Origin of the sequence: Desulfococcus sp., assembly GCF_050178255.1 — a bacterium.
Classification (GTDB): Bacteria; Desulfobacterota; Desulfobacteria; order Desulfobacterales; family Desulfococcaceae; genus Desulfococcus; species Desulfococcus multivorans.
Genome location: NZ_JBFXGG010000001.1, coordinates 157575 through 176247, shown reverse-complemented (window position 1 = coordinate 176247; position 18673 = coordinate 157575). Strand labels below are relative to the sequence as shown.

At 60.4% G+C, this 18673-nt stretch carries 16 protein-coding genes; 9 read left to right on the top strand and 7 right to left on the bottom strand.

All coding sequences use genetic code 11. The features are described 5' to 3' along the window. From gatB to aspS, 3 genes are all read right to left on the bottom strand, one after another. On the bottom strand, positions 1-830 hold an 830-nt coding region (gene gatB, locus AB7S84_RS00775; RefSeq protein ID WP_428152733.1), incomplete at its 3' end, for an Asp-tRNA(Asn)/Glu-tRNA(Gln) amidotransferase subunit GatB. Between the two features lies 1 nt (position 831). Further along, positions 832-2046: an amidase family protein gene (locus AB7S84_RS00770; protein ID WP_428152732.1), complete on the bottom strand. Its 1215-nt coding sequence runs from the start codon at positions 2044-2046 to the stop codon at positions 832-834. A 10-nt stretch (positions 2047-2056) separates the two neighbouring features. Next, a complete protein-coding gene (gene aspS / locus AB7S84_RS00765; protein ID WP_020875098.1) occupies positions 2057-4177 on the bottom strand; it encodes an aspartate--tRNA ligase in 2121 nt (706 codons plus the stop codon). A gap of 275 nt (positions 4178-4452) precedes the next feature. Here aspS and rnhA point away from each other — a divergent pair, with 275 nt between their 5' ends. Next, positions 4453-5178, top strand: a complete 726-nt coding sequence (gene rnhA, locus AB7S84_RS00760; RefSeq protein ID WP_428152731.1) for a ribonuclease HI — start codon at positions 4453-4455, stop codon at positions 5176-5178. 27 nt (positions 5179-5205) lie between these two features. Here rnhA and AB7S84_RS00755 read toward each other — a convergent pair whose 3' ends face one another. From AB7S84_RS00755 to parE, 4 genes are read right to left on the bottom strand one after another with little or no spacing between them, the layout of a single operon-like run. Then, on the bottom strand, positions 5206-5994 hold the full coding sequence (locus AB7S84_RS00755; RefSeq protein WP_020875100.1) for a CoA-transferase subunit beta: 789 nt from the start codon (positions 5992-5994) through the stop codon (positions 5206-5208). Between the two features lie 4 nt (positions 5995-5998). After that, positions 5999-6985, bottom strand: a complete 987-nt coding sequence (locus AB7S84_RS00750) for a CoA transferase subunit A (protein WP_020875101.1) — start codon at positions 6983-6985, stop codon at positions 5999-6001. Positions 6986-6994: 9 nt separating this feature from the next. Beyond that, a complete protein-coding gene (gene parC, locus AB7S84_RS00745; RefSeq protein ID WP_428152730.1) occupies positions 6995-9301 on the bottom strand; it encodes a DNA topoisomerase IV subunit A in 2307 nt (768 codons plus the stop codon). Positions 9302-9336: 35 nt separating this feature from the next. Next, positions 9337-11268, bottom strand: coding sequence for a DNA topoisomerase IV subunit B (gene parE / locus AB7S84_RS00740; protein ID WP_428152729.1), 1932 nt, complete (start codon positions 11266-11268; stop codon positions 9337-9339). A 420-nt stretch (positions 11269-11688) separates the two neighbouring features. On the opposite strand from parE, the gene tesB reads away from it, so the two are divergent. The 8 genes from tesB (at position 11689) to AB7S84_RS00700 (ending at position 18661) form a co-directional block, all read left to right on the top strand. Then, positions 11689-12600: an acyl-CoA thioesterase II gene (tesB, locus tag AB7S84_RS00735; RefSeq protein ID WP_428152728.1), complete on the top strand. Its 912-nt coding sequence runs from the start codon at positions 11689-11691 to the stop codon at positions 12598-12600. Continuing rightward, positions 12597-13439, top strand: a complete 843-nt coding sequence (locus AB7S84_RS00730; RefSeq protein ID WP_020875105.1) for a ComF family protein — start codon at positions 12597-12599, stop codon at positions 13437-13439. The genes tesB and AB7S84_RS00730 overlap by 4 nt, the downstream gene beginning before the upstream one ends. 32 nt (positions 13440-13471) lie before the next feature. Beyond that, positions 13472-13888 (top strand): NUDIX hydrolase, encoded by a 417-nt coding sequence (locus tag AB7S84_RS00725; protein ID WP_020875106.1) that lies wholly within the window; start codon positions 13472-13474, stop codon positions 13886-13888. Between the two features lie 194 nt (positions 13889-14082). Further along, a complete protein-coding gene (locus AB7S84_RS00720) occupies positions 14083-14586 on the top strand; it encodes a class I SAM-dependent methyltransferase (protein WP_428152727.1) in 504 nt (167 codons plus the stop codon). Beyond that, complete coding sequence (locus AB7S84_RS00715; RefSeq protein WP_020875108.1) at positions 14583-15500, top strand: DMT family transporter; 918 nt, start codon at positions 14583-14585, stop codon at positions 15498-15500. Before AB7S84_RS00720 ends, AB7S84_RS00715 begins: the two co-directional genes overlap by 4 nt. A 168-nt stretch (positions 15501-15668) precedes the next feature. Then, on the top strand, positions 15669-16457 hold the full coding sequence (locus AB7S84_RS00710; RefSeq protein WP_020875109.1) for an enoyl-CoA hydratase-related protein: 789 nt from the start codon (positions 15669-15671) through the stop codon (positions 16455-16457). 376 nt (positions 16458-16833) lie between these two features. Next, the gene (locus AB7S84_RS00705) at positions 16834-18135 is read left to right on the top strand and encodes a phenylacetate--CoA ligase family protein (protein WP_020875110.1); all 1302 of its coding nucleotides are present in this window, start codon (positions 16834-16836) and stop codon (positions 18133-18135) included. A 94-nt stretch (positions 18136-18229) separates the two neighbouring features. Then, positions 18230-18661 carry an ACT domain-containing protein gene (locus tag AB7S84_RS00700; RefSeq protein ID WP_020875111.1) on the top strand — a complete coding sequence of 144 codons (432 nt, stop codon included), beginning with the start codon at positions 18230-18232 and terminating at the stop codon, positions 18659-18661. Positions 18662-18673 lie beyond the last annotated feature (12 nt).

The window sequence follows — 18673 nt, the reverse complement described above, 5'->3', positions numbered from 1 at the left end:
ACCGACGGATCCGGCACGCAGGGACCTTCGAACTTGGCCCGCATGGGCGTGGTGACCTTTTTTTCGGGATCCCACAGACGGGTGTGCATCACGATCGGTTCGCCTTTTTCGAGGCACTCGGTCTGGCGGGTGATTTCGTAGGCAATGGCATCACCCACGTTTCGGATGGCGTTCATGTTCTTGATCTCTACCTTGGTGTTCAGGGCTTTGCTGCCCAACGGCCGCAATGAGACATTGGCATCCACGCGCAGGGTGCCCTGCTCCAGGCTGCATTCAGCGCTGCCCGTATAGCGCAGTTGGTCCCGCAGGGCTTTGATGTATTCCATGGCGTCGTGAGGGTCGCGCATGTCCGGCTCGCTCACGATTTCGATCAGGGGGGTCCCGGCGCGATTGAAGTCCACCAGGCTGATGGGTGTTCGGCCTTCGGTCTCGTGCAGCAGTTTGGCCACATCCTCCTCCAGATGAACGTGGTGGATACGCAGCCGTTTCACCTGACCGTCCGCAGCCACGATGTCCACCCAGCCGTTGCGGGCCAGAGGTTTGTGGTGCTGGGATAACTGATATCCCTTGGGCAGATCGGGGTAGTAATACACCTTTTGATCGAAAGCGCTTTCCGGCTGAATGACGCAGTTCAGGGCCAGACAGGCGAGCACGCCTTTTTCCAGGGCCTCCCGGCTCAGCTGCGGGAAGGCCCCCGGCAGCCAGAGACAGACCGGACAGATATTGCGATTGGGTTCGTCGCCCGGCCGGTTGGGGCAGTCGCAGAACAACTTTGTGGCGGCGTTGAGCTGCACATGAATCTCAAGACCGATGACCGCTTCGTATTTCATGTCAGCATCCCTCCCCTGCTATTGATGACATCTGCCGGCCGATGGAGAGCAGCCGGGCATCGTCCAGCCGTCGACCGATGAGCTGCAGTCCCAAATCCGTGCCCGCGGCCAAGGTCGGATCCGGCACCTGCAACACCGGATGACCCGTGAGGTTGGCCGGGAGGGTCAGCCCAAAGGCGTCATAGGTTTCCTCGATGGTCGTCGCCCGCCCGGGATCATGGGCCGGCCGTCTAGTGGGCAGCACCAGCATGTCCACCTGTGCGAGCAGATCGGTCACGGCCCGCATCAGGCGTCCGCGGATCCGGCAGGCGTTTTCAAAGGCGGAATAGTTTTCAAACTGAAAATAGGCGCCCTGGAAGAGAAAGGGCTTGATCAGGGGCCCGAAGCTTTCGGCCCGGGTGTTCAGGTACATCTCGTTCCAGTTTTTGCCGGAGGCGCTGCGGTGACCGTACCGGACCCCGTCGTATTTACCGGCGCTGGAAGAGGCCTCGACCGCGGCGATCACTTGGTGGGCATCCCGAAAAAGGCCGGACGGGGCGAGGTTCACCTGCCGGGTGGCGATACCCATGGCGTCAAGCCGTGCAAGACTGGATTCAAAGGCGCTGCGCTCAGCCGCATTCAGGCCCTCCAACCACTCGGCGACGATCCCGGCCGTCGGTTGCGCCGTGATCGGCGGCAGATCAGCGCTGAAACCGGCGGCGCAGTCATCGGGCATGGACGGATCGTCGGGGTCCGGGCCGGCCATGACGGCCAGGGCCCGGCCGATCCGGGCCGGATCGACGCCCACCAGGCCGATGCACTCCATGGAGGGCACCAGGCCCATCAGGCCGCAGCGGGAAATCAGGCCATAACTGGGCTTGAATCCGAACAGACCGGCGCCGGACGCTGCAACCCGGGCTTCGCCCATGGTGTCGGTGATCAGCGCCAGTTCGGCACGGCCGTCGGCGATGATTTGGATGATGGTGTCGTCGGCCAGGCCGAAACCCAGCTCGGCCATATGCGAACTGCCGATCAGCACGGCACCGGACCGGGTCAGTCGGGCCACGGTCGTGGCGTCCGCAAGCGCGGTATATCCCGCAAGGGCATGTGAACCGGCATTGCAGGGCCATCCATTGACCGAAAGGTTCGGCTGAACCGCCACCCGCATGCCCGAAAGCGGACCGTCTGCGCCGGGTTGCTCCGGCAGTGAATTACGGTAAGTGAAAAGATCCGGCATGAGTGACCTCTCAATCCAGTACTGCGGCTGTTTTGAAGTAGCCGCCTTTTTCTGCGGGTGCATTCTTGAAAAGTTCTCCGCTTGCCGCCAGGGGGTGGATGCGGGGGGTTCTGCCTTCTCGGGTACGATTGGAGACGGCTGCGACGGAGAATAGCGGGGGCTCGTCCGAAGGGGCATTCCGGTTGATCCGTTCAGCGCAGGCCTGGGCCTGGGCCACGGCCTCGCCCATCGACGACCGCTCCGGGTCGGTGATTCCGATGCGCGATACCCAGGAGAGGCTGTCGATCAGATCCTTACCCTCGCCTGCACCCGGCAGCGGCAGGCCGCCGCCCATGTCGAGCAGACCCAGCTCTTGCAGCTGGAGGGGCGCCGCCGGCGAAGGAGCCTGGGTCAGCGGGCAATAGGCGCTGCGGTTTTTGGGAAAGGCGATCACCTCGCGGATGGAAGCGGCGCCCAGGATCATGGCCACGACCCGGTCGATGCCCAGGGCGATGCCGCCATGGGGCGGTGCGCCGAATGACAGGGCCTTGAGGAAGAATCCGAACTTTTCCGCCGCCTCCCCGGCATCCAGACCCAGGGCCTGAAAAACGCGCTGCTGCAACTTACTGTCGTTGATGCGGATGCTGCCGCCCCCCAGCTCCTCGCCGTTCATCACCAGGTCGTAGGCACGGGAGCGAAGTGCAAGCAGATCCTCGATGTTTCGCGGATCGAAATCCACGCGGTCCGGCATGGTGAAGGGATGGTGAATGGCCGTAACGCCGTCTTCCGCAGCTTCGAACAGGGGAAAGTCGGTGACCCAGAGCGGGGCGTACACATCTTTGGGAATCAGCGCCAACCGATGGGCCAGGTGCACCCGCAATTGCCCGAGGGCGGAGCAGACCAGAGACCAGGAGGGATCGGCGATCATCAGGATGACGTCCCCCGGTTGGGCCGCGAAGCGATCGAGGATTCCCCGGCGTTCATCATCGCTGAAGAACTGCACGATGTTGGACTCCAGCCCTTCGGCCATCACCCGCATCCAGGTCATGCCCTTTGCGCCGAATCCCGGAACGATCTCCCTGGCGTATTCATTCTGCAGTACGTTTTTGCTCAATCGATCGGACGCGCCTTTGACGTTGATGCCTTTGATGCATCCGCCCCGATCGAGGATCTGCCGGAAGATGCCGTAGCGGGTATGGGTGAAAAGGTCTGTGGCATCCTCGAAGGTCATGCCGAAACGCAGATCGGGCCGGTCCGAACCGGTTCGGTTCATGGCGTCCAGCCAGGTCATACGCGGGAAGGGACGCGGCAGATCGATGCCGCCGACGGAGAACATGCGAACGGTCAGTTCCTCGAAAAGATCGAAGATGTATTCCTCGTCGATGAAGGAGGCCTCGAGGTCCAGTTGGGTGAATTCCGGCTGCCGGTTAGGCCGCAGATCCTCGTCCCGGAAGCAGCGCACGATCTGGAAATAGCGCTCCATGCCGCCCACCATGAGCATCTGCTTGAACAGCTGGGGCGACTGGGGCAAGGCGTAAAAGCTTTTGGGAAACTGTCGGCTGGGCACTAAATAGTCCCGGGCGCCCTCGGGCGTACTTTTGGTAAGCATCGGGGTTTCGACCTCGATGAATCCCTGCTGATCCAGAAAATCCCGGATGGTCTTGACGATGCGGTGCCGCCGGATCAGGTGATCCTGCATGGTGGGACGGCGCAGATCGAGATAGCGGTACTGCAGTCTCAGATCCTCTCCCACCGTCTCGTCCCGCCTGACCACGCCGCCCGCCAACATCGATTTTTCCGATATCTGAAACGGGAGCGTCGCACAGCTGCCAAGGATGGCCAGGTCTTCAGCCACCACCTCGATATCGCCGGTGGCGATGCCCGGGTTTTCGGTCCCCCCGGTCCGTTGGATGACCCGGCCGGTGACACGGACGCAGAACTCGCTCCTGAGCACCGAAGCCCTGTCGCAAACCGCCTGTGGCGTGCCTTCGGGGGTGAATACGACCTGTACGATACCGCTGCGGTCACGCAAGTGAATGAAGAGCACTTCTCCGTGGTCCCGCAGGGCGTCCACCCAGCCGGCAAGGGTGACGGATTCGCCGGCATGGGACAGGCTCAGTTGACCGCAGTAGGATCGACCGATGGTTGGCATGGCTTCCACCTTTCATTCATATAGGTTTCATTCGCCGCAGGAGCCAAAACGACATCATGGCGAAGGCATGGCATAAAAGCGAATCAATTAGCATAACACCCGGCATTAATCAAGGCAGAGGTGCAAAGCTTTTTTCGCTTGCGGTGCTTCGGATTTTAAAGGTAATCGTTGTCACCCGAAATACGCTTTTTTGACGGCGTAATGAGGTTATGGTGAACATATGATACCCTGAACATCGACAAAAACGATATCGGACATCCAGAGGAACATACTTCATGAGCACCCAAAAGTTCTATGCGGTTGCAAAGGGCCGGAAACCCGGCATCTATACCCGATGGTTCGGGGAAGCGGGGGCCCAGGCCCAGGTCAGCGGCTTCCCGGGGGCCGTCTACAAGGGATTCCTGACCCGGGAGGAGGCTGAAGCCTTTTTGAAAAATCCGCCAAATCGTTGGAAACGCAAGTCTTCCGGCGGCAACATCTCCGCAGCGAAGGCCTCCCGAGATGCCGGGGAGCGGCTGCCCGATGCGGACCGCGTCATCATCTATACGGACGGCGGGGCCCTGGGAAACCCGGGTCCGGGAGGTTATGGAGTGGTTGTCGTCGAAGACGGTGCGACCCGGGAATTTTCCGGCGGATTTCGGCTCACCACCAACAACCGCATGGAACTGACCGCCTGCATTGTCGGCCTGAGCGCTCTTGAAAAGCCGTCTGCCGTTACCCTTTACAGCGATTCAAAATACGTTGTGGACGGCATCACCAAAGGCTGGGCCAGACGATGGCGGTCCAACGGCTGGATGCGGACCAGGACCGACAGGGCCGTCAACCCCGATCTCTGGGCAAAGCTGCTCGATCTCTGCGAGAAGCACGACGTCGAATTCCGGTGGGTCAAGGGGCATGCGGGGAATGCCGGCAACGAACGGTGCGATCAGCTGGTCCGGGTGCAGTCCGCCAGGCCCGACCTCCCGCCGGACACGGTCTATGAAGCGTCCAGACATCTCTGAGGGCCGGGCGGCTCCTCTCTCCGGACGTCAATCGGAGGGTCGGTTTCTCAGGATGAGCCCCTGGGGATCGCAGACTTCCCGAAGAATCCTGAGTTCGGTCGCCGTGGGCGGCGAGGCTTCGCAGGACCGGGAGACATCGACGGCAAAGCCCGTGCTGTCCTGGATCTCCCGGGGAGCGATTCCGGGATAATACCGGTCGAGATAGAGCCTCCGGGTCTCCGGATCGATCCGCATCACCGCCTTGTTGGTGATGACGACCCCAATACCCCCGGGACGCAGGCCGGCCTTCTCCCGCGACCTGCCGCCGTCGAGTCCTCCCGGACTCGTCAGATAGTCGATCCGCTCGACGAACTTGCGTTTTTCATGCTGCATAAAAGCGATACACCGGGGGACGAAGGAGGCTACGTCGCATCCGCCGCCGCTGCCGGAGAAGCGAATCACCGGTCGGTCGTACGGACCGATACAGGTGGTGTTGAGGTTCCCGAACGGGTCGATCTGTGCCGCCCCTAAGATCGCGATGATCCGATCACCGGTGAACCGGTTCTGCATGAAGGCAAAGGCGTCCAGCAGGTTCCCGTGGGCGGCCGCGCCATACATGATCCGCGGATCGGATACCGCCAGCGGCAGCTCTGCGATGCGGGCGTCAACAGCCCCGGTCTCAAAAAAGATGACGCTGTTCGGGGCGTTGATCTTCTTGGCGGCGACAGCGGCCAGCATTGAGATACCGGTCCCGCAGAACACGATGTCTCCGTCCCCGATCTCCCGCGCGGCCATGATCGTCATCATCTCCCGAGGGGTGTAGCACAGCTTCTCCATGGGTTCATCCCCTTTTCATGTTCACGGCATAACCAGTCTCTGGATCGGCTTTCAACGCCTCTAACCTCGGCCGCCCAACCGCTTCCAGAAACGCCTCGTGGGAGTCGACCCCGAAAATGTACCGTTCCTGGTAGGCCGCGAACCGCTCCTCGTCCCCTGCGGCCTCGGCATAGGCCTTCAGGTATTCGGCGTCGTAGTCGTAACGGCGGTAGACCGCGGTGGGATACCCGCCCCAGGGAACATGGCAGACGGCGCTGACGTGGGGAAAGGCAAGCTGGTTTCGCTCCGGATGAGCCCGAAGGGCCTCGGTTGTCGTCAGCGTCTCGCAGGTGACGATGACATGGCGGGAGGCCTTGGCCTGTTCGATATCCCCGAAAGGCAGCCCGTCAATGCGACATGTCCCCATGGCATCCGCGGTCTGGACGTGGAGCAGGGTCACATCGGGATTGACGGCCGGCACCAGCAGCACCCGGGAGGCCTCCCCCCAGGCGCCGAAGGGGTTGTCCATCACGATCAGCTTGTCGTCCGGAAGGCGGGGATCATCTCTCCGCATCGCCTTCGAGAACCCCCACCGGGCGGCGATGTCCGATCCCAGACCGGAGAGGGTCGGCAGAAAAGGAACCCCCATGGCTCCTGCCAGGAATCGGAGACTCATCATATAATTGGAGTAATCCTCAACCACGATGCGCCCCGCCTCCACCGCCTTCCGAAATCGAATGCAGGTGGGCGTCGCCACGCCGTTGCCGCCATAGGCGATCTCGAGTCTCGCAACACAGCCCCCGCCGATCAGTTCGTCCAGTCCGGTGCCGTTGGAGTGGGCATAGAGATGCAGGTTCCGGACCCGTTGCCGGACGATCTCCCGGATCGCCGCCATGGGGTTTCGATTCAGGGTAAATCCGCCAATGGCCAGGTGGGTGCCGTCCCGGACATATCGACGGACGGCATCCGTAAGCGGCACCACCTTATGATGCTGCGGTTGCCTCTGTGTCATGGTCCGATATCATTCCCCCGATCCGCTGTCGGATGCATTGGCAGCACCGGAAGCGGGTTCGTCAGGCGGTATCACCTCTATGTAGTCAACCCGCTGGTATCCCCTGGGCAAGAGCTTTCCGCGGCGGCCTCTCTCCCCCATGAAAACCGACAGGCTCTCCCAGGTAAACCTGACCGCCTGTTTCCCGGAATGAACCTTTATTGTCGCCCCTTGGGGCACGATCTCGATGATGTTAACCAGTTCCCGTCGCTCCCGGGCGGCTTTCGGGGGGATCTGAATGATCTTGTTTCCCTTCCCCTTGGACAACTCCGGCAGATTCCGGACGGGAAAGAGAAGCATCCGGCCTTCGGTGGTGACGATCGCCAGACAATCGGTTTCAGGATTCCGGACCTCCCGGGGCGGCAGGGGTCTCGCGTTCCGGGGAAGGGTCAGCATGGCCTTGCCCTTGGTGTTCTTGGTGGCCATGTTGTGGGCGTCGGTCACAAAACCGTATCCGCAGTCGCTGGCCAGCAAAAGCTTGCGGCCGGGTTCACCCATAACGACGGCGACAAAGCGCTCCCCGCTCGCCAGGGACAGCCGGCCTGTCAAAGGCTCCCCCTGACTTCTGGCCGACGGCAGCGTGCCCGACAGCAGGGCGTAGCTCCGTCCGGCGGTGTCGAGAAAGACGGCCGGCTGATGGGTGTTGCCCCGGGCCACGCTCAAAAGCGTGTCGCCGGCCTTGTAGGAGAGCTGTGCCGGATCGATGTTGTGTCCTTTTGCCGCTCGAACCCACCCGTTTACGGAAAGCACCACGGTAATCGGCTCGGGCGGTGCCAGATCCGTCTCCTTGATGGCATGGGCTTCCCTCCGTGCCACGATTCGGGTCCTCCGGGGATCGCCGTAGGTTTCCGCATCCGCGGCAAGTTCCTTCTTGATCAAGGTTTTCATGCGTCGATCCGAACCCAGAATCCGCTCGATCCGATCCCGCTCCTTCTCGAGGCCCGCCTTTTCCTCACGGATTTTAATCTCCTCCAGCCGCGCCAGTTGACGCAGGCGGATCTGAAGGATGGCTTCGGCTTGTAAAGGGCTGAGGTCGAAACCTGACATCAGGGCCGTCTTGGGCTCGTCGCTGTCCCTTATGATCCGGATCACCGCATCGAGGTTGAGATAGGCGGCGAGGAGCCCGTCCAGGATATGAAGGCGTTCGGTGATTTTGTCGAACCGGAACCGCAGCCGTCGCGTCACCGTGTCCCGACGGAACTCGAGCCATTGGCGCAGGAGGTCGACGAGGCCGAAGGCCTGGGGTTTCCGGTTCAGGCCGATGGCCGTCATGTTCACCTTGACGCTTTTCTCGAGGTCGGTGGTGGCGAAAAGATGGCTCATGAGGGCCTCCTTGTCCACGCGGGCAGACCGGGGCAGTATCATGATGCGCGTCGGCTCCTCCTGGTCCGAAAGATCCCGGATATCCGAGACCATGGGAAGCTTTTTGGCGATCATCTGCGCGGCGATCTGCTCGATGACCTTCTCGGGGGAAACCTGATAGGGCAGGGCTGTGACGACAATGTCGCCGTTGTCGAGCTCATAGGTGGCCCGCATCCGGATCATGCCCTGACCGTTCCGGTAGATCTCCGTCAACTCCGCCGCCGGCGTGATGATCTCCGCCCCCGTCGGGAAGTCCGGCCCCGGGACGATCCCGCAGATATCCTCCAGCGACGCGTTGGGATTGTCGATGAGGTGGATGCAGGCTGCAACGATCTCCCGCAGGTTGTGGGGCGGGATGTCCGTGGCCATGCCGACGGCGATCCCTGCTGCGCCGTTCAGAATGATATTGGGCAGCCTCGCCGGCAGCATCCGCGGCTCTTCAAGGGTTCCGTCGAAGTTGGGCACCCAGTCGACGGTGCCCATGGAGAGTTCCGAGAGGAACACATCGGCATAGGCCGAGAGACGGGCCTCGGTATACCGCATGGCGGCGAATTCCTTTGGAGAGGCGATGGAACCCCAGTTCCCCTGTCCGTCGATGAAGGGATACCGATAGGAAAAATTCTGGGCCATGAGCACCATGGCCTCGTAACAGGCCGAATCGCCGTGGGGGTGGTATTTACCGAGGACATCCCCCACCGTTCGAGCGGATTTCTTGGGCTTTGCGGTGGCCTTGAGGCCCAGTTCGCTCATGGCGTAGACGATGCGGCGCTGGACCGGTTTGAGACCGTCTCCCACAAAGGGCAGTGCCCGGTCCATGATCACGTACATGGCGTAGTTGAGATAGGCGGGCCGGACAAAATTTCCGAGGGAAAGCTGCTCGGCGCCTTCATCGACGATGGATGCGGTGTCGCTCATTAGACTTCACTCCGTGGCGGTGTGTCGAATGGGTTTCAGAGGATTTCGGATTCGGCCAGGTCGCCCTCGGCCTCGAGCCAGTGCCTGCGGTCCTTGGAGCGCTTTTTGGCCAGAAGCATGTCCATGGTTTCAAATATTCCGGCCTCATCATCCAGGGTGAGTTGGACAAGACGCCGGGAATCCGGAAACATGGTGGTCTCCCTGAGCTGACCGGGGTTCATTTCCCCCAGACCCTTGAACCGCTGGACACCGATCCGCCCCTTTTTGGGGCTCTTTTCGAGCCGCTTCAGGATGGCGTCCTTTTCGTTTTCATCCAGCGCATAATAAACGCTCTTGCCCTGGTCGATCCGATAAAGCGGGGGCATGGCGACGAAGATACGCCCCGCCGCGACGAGCGGCTTGAAATGTTTGAGAAACAGCGCGCAGAGGAGGGTGGCGATGTGAAGCCCGTCGGAATCGGCGTCGGCCAGGATGATAATCCTTCCGTACCGGAGTTCGGAAAGGCTCGACGCTCCGGGATCGACCCCGGTGGCCACGGCGATATCGTGAATCTCGTTGGATTTCAGGATCTGGTCGGTGTCGACCTCCCAGGTGTTCAGAATCTTTCCGCGGAGCGGCAGCACCGCCTGGGTTTGCTTGTCCCGCGCCTGTTTCGCCGAACCGCCTGCCGAGTCCCCCTCCACGAGGAAAAGCTCGGCCTCGGACGGATCCTGGGAGATGCAGTCGGCAAGTTTTCCCGGCAGGGTCGGCCCCGACCCTGCTTTTCTGCGCACGACCTTTCTGGCGGCCTTGAGACGTTTTCGGGCATTTTCGATGGCCATTTCGGCCAACCGTTCCCCGGCATCGGTATTGAGGTTGAGCCAGAGGGCGAAGGCGTCCCGGACGATGTTCGACACAAAAGCGGCACACTCCCGGGATGAGAGCCGCTCCTTGGTCTGGCCCGAGAACTGGGGATCGTTCATTTTCACCGAGAGCACGTAGGCACAGCGGTCCCACAAATCTTCCGGGCTCAATTTGATGCCGCGGGGCATCAGGTTCCTGAAATCGCAAAATTCCCGCAGAGCCGCCAGGAGGCCGCTCCGGAAGCCGTTGACGTGGGTGCCGCCCACCGGTGTCGGGATCAGGTTGACGTAGCTCTCGGCAACCATCGGCGCCTGTTCCGGGAGCCAGACCGCAGCCCAGGCCACCGCCTCCCCTTCTCCCTCATGGCTGCCCATGAACGGATCCTCGGGGATGCGCTCGTGATCGGCCATGGCTTCCAGGAGATAGTCCTTGAGGCCGTCTTCGAAATACCATTTTTCCGTCTCCCCCGAAGCCTTGTCGGTGAAGATCACCGTGAGCCGGGGACAGAGAACGGCCTTGGCCCGAAGGGCATGACGAAGCTTTCGCACGGAAAAGCCCGGCGTATCGAAATAGCGCGGATCCGGCCAGAACCGCACCGTCGATCCGGTGTTGCGGATCCCCACCGTTCCGATTGGGGTCAGCTCCGACATTTTGCAGCCGTTGGCAAAGGCGATGGCATACTTGTTTCCGCCGCGTCGGATCTCCACCTCGAGGCGTGTGGAAAGCGCGTTGACCACCGACACCCCAACCCCGTGCAGCCCTCCTGAGAACCGGTAGTTTTTGTTCCCGAACTTGGCCCCGGCATGAAGCTTCGTCATGATAACCTCGACCCCGGTCATCCCCTCTTCGGGGTGAAGGTCGACCGGCATGCCCCGGCCGTCGTCGGCCACCTCCAGAGAACCGTCCTCGTAAAGCACCACTCTGATCTGACGGGCAAAGCCGGCAACGGCCTCGTCCACGGCGTTGTCAATGACCTCCTGAGCGAGATGGTTCGGCCGGCTCGTATCCGTATACATTCCCGGCCGCCGGCGGACCGGATCGAGCCCCCGCAAAACCTCGAGGGACGCAGCATCGTAATCCCCGCCGGAATTACCGTCAAAAAGATCCCTGCTTTTGATAATCAACCTCCGTTCACATCAAGCAGAGCAGCGCCCAACCAACAGGCGCCGTCGTTGTAAATAGACTGAAGACTGAAGGCTGAAGGGGTGCACCCGTGATGAACGGAGTGTTTATCCTCATTCAATCTTCAGTCTCCATATGCTGAAGGGGTGTAACCGTGGCGAACGGAGCATTTGTGCCCCTTCAGCCTTCAGTCTTCAGTCTTCAGTCTTCAGCCTCTAAAATACCATTCCCGCATCAAAAAGCAAATCCTAATCCGCGGCGGCCCGTTGTTCCGGCACTGCTGAAGAAAGCCCCTCGATGCCGGGATAACGGTTGAATTCCCTTCGCGTGGCGGCTATAATTCCAACACCGTGGAGGAAATATCGTTCGGCACAGACCGGGATCCAGGCCGCTCCGGACGACTGCGTTCAGGGATTCATGACATGGAGGGAGCTCTCATGAGCGTCTGCGTTGAAGACAATGTGCTGGAAGAACTGATCAAGCTCTTGAAACTGGAAAAGATCGAGGAGAACATTTTTCGCGGCCAGAGTCAGGATCTGGGTTATCGCAGCGTCTATGGGGGACAGGTGCTCGGTCAAGCCCTGTCGGCAGCCTGCCAGACCGTTCCCAAAGACCGTAGGATTCACAGCCTTCATGCGTACTTTCTGAGAATGGGCGACGCCCGGAAACCCATCGTTTATGACGTGGACTGCATCCGGGACGGCAAGAGCTTTACGACCCGCCGGGTGGTCGCCATCCAGAAGGGACGCGCCGTATTCAGCATGTCGGCATCGTTTCAGGTGGACGAGCCGGGCTTCGAGCATCAGGACGCCCCGCCGAGCGTACCAGGGCCCGAAGGTCTCGAATCCGACATCGAATTCGCCCTCCGCCATCAGGACAAAATACCGGCCGCCATCCGGGAAAAAATTATCTGCAGAAGACCCATCGAGATGCGACCCGTCAACCCCATCAAGCCCTTCGCTCCGGAGAAACGGGAACCGGTCCGGTACACCTGGTTCAAAACCATCGACCGGATGCCCGATGACCCGGCTGTTCACCGGTATCTGCTGGCCTATGCCTCCGACTTCGGCCTGGTGGTAACGGCGCTCTATCCCCACGGCCACAGCTACTGGGAGCCGTCCATGCAGGTGGCGAGTCTGGATCATGCCATGTGGTTCCACCGGGATTTCCGCATCGACGACTGGCTGCTTTATGTCATGAAAAGCCCCAATGCCTGTAAGGCTCGAGGCCTGGCCTCAGGGAGGATTTACACCCGGGACGGCAGGCTCATTGCCTCGGTGGTGCAGGAAGGCCTGATCCGCTACCACGATGATCCGCACCAGGGCATCCCGTGAAACCGATCCATCTGCCGCTTCGCAGGATCCGAGCCGTCGGGCGGGCGCTTCTGGATTTCACCTTCCCCTCCAAATGCACGGTTTGCGGTGCATTTTTCCCTGGGACCGTCGAAGCCGATCCCAGCGGCGTGGCGGCACCGCCGCCCCAGGCCTTTGCAGCCGCGTTAACCCCATTTTTCTGCCCCCGGTGCCGCAGCGACTTCACTGCCTGGGACGGCCCTCACTGCTGTCGTTGCGGCAGACCGATCGACAACCGCGGGGAGTGGGGTCCGATCTGCGATTCCTGCCTGAAAAAACCAAGGCAATTTCACAAAGTCCGGGCATTCGGCATCTACGACGGCAGCCTCAAAACCGCCCTTCATCAACTCAAATACCGGTCCAGAACCCAACTGGCCGGTCCCCTGGGGCGCCTCCTTTTTTCAACCTTTCTTCAGCACTGGCCCGAAGCGGATATCGATCTCGTGATCCCGGTTCCGCTTCACCCCCGCAAGTTCCGGCGACGGGGATTCAACCAGGCCTTTCTGCTCATACGACAGTGGCCCGAGCTCGCCGCCGAAATGCAGATTCCCGTTTTCCAGGAGATGATTCAAAAATCCGCCCTGAAAAGGGTCCGCGATACGGACACCCAGGTCGGAATGAAACGGAGCACGCGCCGGACAAACATCCAGAACGCCTTTGCCGTGGCCGGAGAGTGCGATGTCCGTGAAAAAAAAATCCTGTTGGTGGACGACGTCTACACCACCGGCGCCACGGCCGATGAGTGCGCGCGAACCCTGTGCAGGGCCGGGGCCGGGAGGGTCGACGTGCTCACGCTTGCGCAAACCGTTCAAAGCCGGTAATAGACCGGTCCATGGGAGGATGATCGAACCGCATGTATCCGGATCAGCCCCGCGTCGGCGTCGGCGCCGTGGTATTCAAGAACGACAAGATCCTGTTGGTCCTTCGAGGCAAGCCCCCCGCGGAAGGGGTCTGGGCCATCCCCGGCGGTCGTCTCAACCTGGGAGAGACCCTGAAGGAAGCGGCTGAAAGGGAGATCAGGGAGGAGACCGGCATCGACATCCGGGCCGGTGAACCGGTGTTTACCTTTGACGTCATCGAGCGCGACCCGGACGGAGGGATACGCTTCCATTACGTCATTGTGGATCTCGCGGCGGAATACGTGGGGGGCGTACCCTCGGCCGGAGACGACGCCGTAGAGGTCCGATGGGTGTCTGCGGCGGAGATGGATGCAATGGACGTCAATCCCACCACCCGAAAATTGCTGAAAACCCGGTTCAGTTTTGGCTGATCAGCCCGGAGCGGCTTCCACGGACCCGCGAAAAGGTTGACGGGTTATCCTACCCATTCGACTTTCGACTTTCATGATGGTGATCGGATAGAGGTGCCGGGAGGATACGGCCTATGAATTACCCATTATCAAAGACGGATTGTATGGAAAAAAACCGCGTCAAATGGAACGAAAAGTATCGGAAGGATCCCCATATGAAACCGCCCACGGCCATTGTCCGACGTTTTGGACCCATGGCTCCCGCAGGTCCGGCTCTGGACATCGCATGCGGCACCGGCGGAAACACGCTCTTCCTGGCTGAAAAGGGATTTGACGTCGATGCCGTCGACATCTCCGACGCAGCCCTTGCCGTCATCGCCGGCAAACACCAGCGGATCCGGACCGTTCACGCCGACCTGGACACCTATGATATCCCACCGGAGCGGTACACCCTGATCCTGAACATCCGTTTTCTGAACCGGCGCCTCTTTCCCTACATTCGAGAGGCGCTCCGTCCCGGGGGAATGCTGATCTTCGAGACTTACGTGGAAGCCCCCGAATACGGCGCCCAGGCCGTATCGTGCCGCGACTATTTGCTGCGGGACAACGAGCTGCTTCACGCCTTCATTTCCCTTTATATCATCTATTACCAGGAAAAGACCGTCTCCACGCCCAGGGGATTGTGGCGCACGGCAACCCTGGTGGGGATCAAACGATGAAACATTCCCCAGGGATGGACACCGCCGTTTCGGCGCCGTGGGTAAACCCGTTTTTCGCTCTGGTGGTCGGCGTCTTCGCCGTGTCTACGGGGGCAATCTTCGCCAGACTGGCCGGTGAGGCCCCCGCCCTGGTCATCGCGGCCTATCGCGTGGGGTTGGCGACGCTGGTCCTTCTGCCCGTGGCCTTCTTTACCGCCCGACGTGAGCTGATGCGCCTTTCCGGAGCCGATCTGAGGCTTGCCGGATTTTCGGGCCTCTTTCTCGCCCTTCATTTCGCCACATGGATCTCCTCCCTGGATTACACCTCGGTTACCAACAGCGTCGTGCTCGTCAACACCAATCCCCTGTGGGTGGGCATTCTGACGCCCTTCATCACGGGAGAGCGTCTGGGCAGAACCGCCGTGGTCAGCATTCTCATCAGCGTCGTGGGCGGCGTCATCATCGGCTACGGAGATTTCGAGACCGGCGGCAAGGCGCTTCTGGGCGATGCCCTCGCCCTTGCCGGGAGCATCTGCGCGGCGGTCTACCTCCTGATCGGCCGCCGCCTTCGGCAGAAACTGACACTCACGGCCTATGTCACCGTCTGCTACGGAAGCGCCGCCGTCATTCTGTGGGCCATGGTCCTTTGTCTTCGACTGCCGATCAGCGGTTTTTCCACCAACACCGTCACCGCCTTCTGGGCCATGGCCCTCATTCCCCAGCTGATCGGCCATACGAGTTACAACTGGTCTTTGCGATGGTTCAGCGCCGGCACCATCGCCGTGAGCCTCCTGGGAGAGCCCATCGGCAGCAGTATCATGGCCTATTTTCTCTTCGACGAGGGCTTCACCGTCCACAAGCTGCTCGGCGGGGGCCTGATCCTTTTCGCCATCTACCTGGCGTCCCGGGGGGAAGCGACAAAGAAAGCGGGATGATTCCCGTTGACAAAGCGGCATCGATGCTTTAAGCAACACCCAGTCGAAATTTGGCCGTCGATCCCGGCACCGCACCTTTCAGGGCACCGCACCTTTCAGGCGTAATGACGGATACGGCAGCCGCGGACTTTCATGAATGAGCAATTGAATGAAGACGGAGGCAGACCCATGGCATATGAAAACATTCTGTTTACGGTGGAAGACGGTATCGCAACACTGACCTTCAACCGCCCCAAAGCCCTCAACGCCCTCAACGGGGCGCTCCTGGACGAACTGGCTCAGGCCCTGGACGATACGGCGCAAAATGAGGACATCCGCGTACTGATATTGACGGGCGCCGGTGAAAAATCCTTTGTGGCCGGGGCGGATATTACCGAGCTTGCCACCTTCGGCCCCCTTCAGGCCAAGTTTTTCGCCCAGAAGGGTCAGGCCGTCATCAGCAAACTCCAGGCCCTGGCCATTCCGGTTATTGCGGCGGTGAACGGTTTTGCTTTAGGCGGCGGCAGCGAGATGGCCCTGGCGTGCGACTTCATCTACGCATCGGAAAGCGCCAATTTCGGCCTGCCGGAAATCGGCCTCGGCATCATCCCCGGGTTTGGCGGCACCCAGCGCCTGCCGCGCTTGATCGGCGCCAACCGGGCCAAAGAGATGATCTTCACGGGAAAAATGATCCCAGCGGCCGAAGCGCTGGAAATCGGTATGGTCAACAAGGTCTTCGCACCGCAAGCCTTGATGGAGGAGACCCTTAAAACCGCACGCACCATCGCGGCCAAAGGCAAGGCTTCCCTCAGGGCGGCCAAGCAAAGCATCAACCGGGGTCTCAATGTCGATCTGGCCACCGGCCTTGATATCGAGGCCGAAGCCTTTGCGCTTTGCATGGCCAGCGAAGACGCAAAGGAAGGCACCACTGCCTTCCTCGAAAAGCGAAAGGCCGTTTTCAAGGGTCGCCTGAAATAAAAGGTTCTTTTCGCTTGACACGTTTTCCCGGATTCGTTATGGGTGATTTCGAAATTCTTTCCAACATTTAACAATGGGTTAGCGCCTATGCTCCGGTTTCCCTTTTTTGACGGTCTCGGCTTTTTCAGTGGATTTTTTTACTTTAAAAGGTCCGCTCATGGGCTGAGGGCGTAGACAACCTCGACAAAAAGACAAAAGCGCCATGAGTGGACACAACGTAGGGTGACATTCATGGTATATTGAGAGGGCTGTGGGTGGCGCACCGACAGCCCTTTTTTTGTGCACCCGAATCCGGTCGCAGCCGCCACGGCCGATCCCTTTTCAAACCAACGATCCCACAGTGCGTGAAATCCGGTGGGAACAAGGAGGACAGAACATGATATACGACATCGAATACGAAACCATGCCGAGGGAGGCCCTGGAGGCCATCCAGCTGAGGCGACTCCGCTCGACCCTGGAACGGGCCTACGCCACCGTCCCCTTCTACCGCAAAAAATTCGCCGAAGCCGGCATCACACCCGGTGACGTCAAATCCCTGAAGGATCTTTGCCGTCTGCCCTTCACCACCAAACAGGACCTGAGGGACAATTATCCTTTCGGCATGTTCGCCGTTCCCATGGATATGGTGGTCCGGATACATGCATCGTCCGGGACCACCGGCCAACCCACGGTGGTCGGCTATACGGCCCGCGACGTCAATACCTGGGCCACCCTGATAGCCCGTGCCCTGGCCGCCGGCGGCGCCACCCGGGGAGACATCATCCACAATGCCTTCGGGTACGGTCTTTTCACCGGCGGACTCGGGGTCCACTACGGCGCCGAAAAACTGGGAGCATCGGTCATTCCGGTATCGGGGGGCAACACCAAGCGCCAGATCACCATCATGAAGGATTTCGGCCCCACTATCCTCACCGGCACCCCATCCTACGTCCTTCATCTGGCCGAGGTCGCCTCTGAACTCGGCGTGGATTTCAAGGACCTGAAATTCAAATACGGCATCTTCGGCGCCGAACCCTGGTCCGAACACATGCGGGAAGAGATCGAAAGAAAACTCCACCTGAAAGCCGTGGATATCTATGGGCTGAGCGAGGTCATCGGCCCCGGGGTCTCCATCGAATGCCACGAAGCCCAGCGCGGTATGCACATCGCGGAGGACCATTTCATCGCCGAAATCATCGATCCGGACACCGGCGAGCCCCTTCCCTACGGCGAGACGGGTGAATTGATCTTCACCTCCATCACCAAGGAGGCTTTCCCGGTCCTGCGCTACCGGACCCGGGACATCACCTCCATCAATCCCGAGCCCTGCATCTGCGGTCGGACACTCGTCCGGATGAACAGGGTCAGCGGACGGACGGACGACATGCTCATCATCCGGGGCGTCAACGTGTTTCCCTCCCAGATCGAGAGCGTCCTCATGGAGACCAAGGGCGTGGAACCCCATTACCAGCTTCAGGTGGACCGCGTCGACAACCTGGACAAACTGACGGTGATGGTCGAGGTGGGAGAGAATCTCTTCTCCGACACGGTCAGCCCCCTTCAGGAGATCGAGAAAAAAATCACGAAAGACATCAAGGAGATCATCGGGGTCTCCGCTCACGTCAAACTGGTGGAGCCCAAGACCATCCAGCGCAGCGAGGGCAAGGCCGTTCGGGTGATCGACAACCGGAAGTTGTAACGGCGGGAATTTTCCGATATATATTCCCCGTAGCCGCCGTTCGCCGTCGACGATATCGGAAGGAAAAACCCTATCAGTCAGAGGAGACAACATTATGCGCGCAGAACAGATTTCCATTTTCCTGGAGAATAAATCCGGACGCCTCGCCGAGGTCACCCGGATCCTGTCCGAAAACAAGATCAACATCCGGGCGCTGTCGGTGGCCGACACATCGGATTTCGGGGTCCTGCGACTCATCGTGGACGACAATGAAAAAGCCTGCAGCGTCCTGAAGGAAAACGGCTTCACCGTGGGGAAAACCAACGTGGTGGCCGTCGAGGTGCCGGATCAGCCCGGCGGGCTCTACCATATTCTCACCATCCTTCAAAACGGAAACGTCAACGTTGAATACATGTACGCCTTTGTTCAGCAGAGCGGCAGCAACGCCGTCATGATCTTCAGGTTCGATCATACGGAGGAGGCCCTGAAACTGCTCAAGGATAACGGCGTGACGGTGATCGAGGGACGCAAGCTCTATACCCTTTGACCCCGGTGCGCC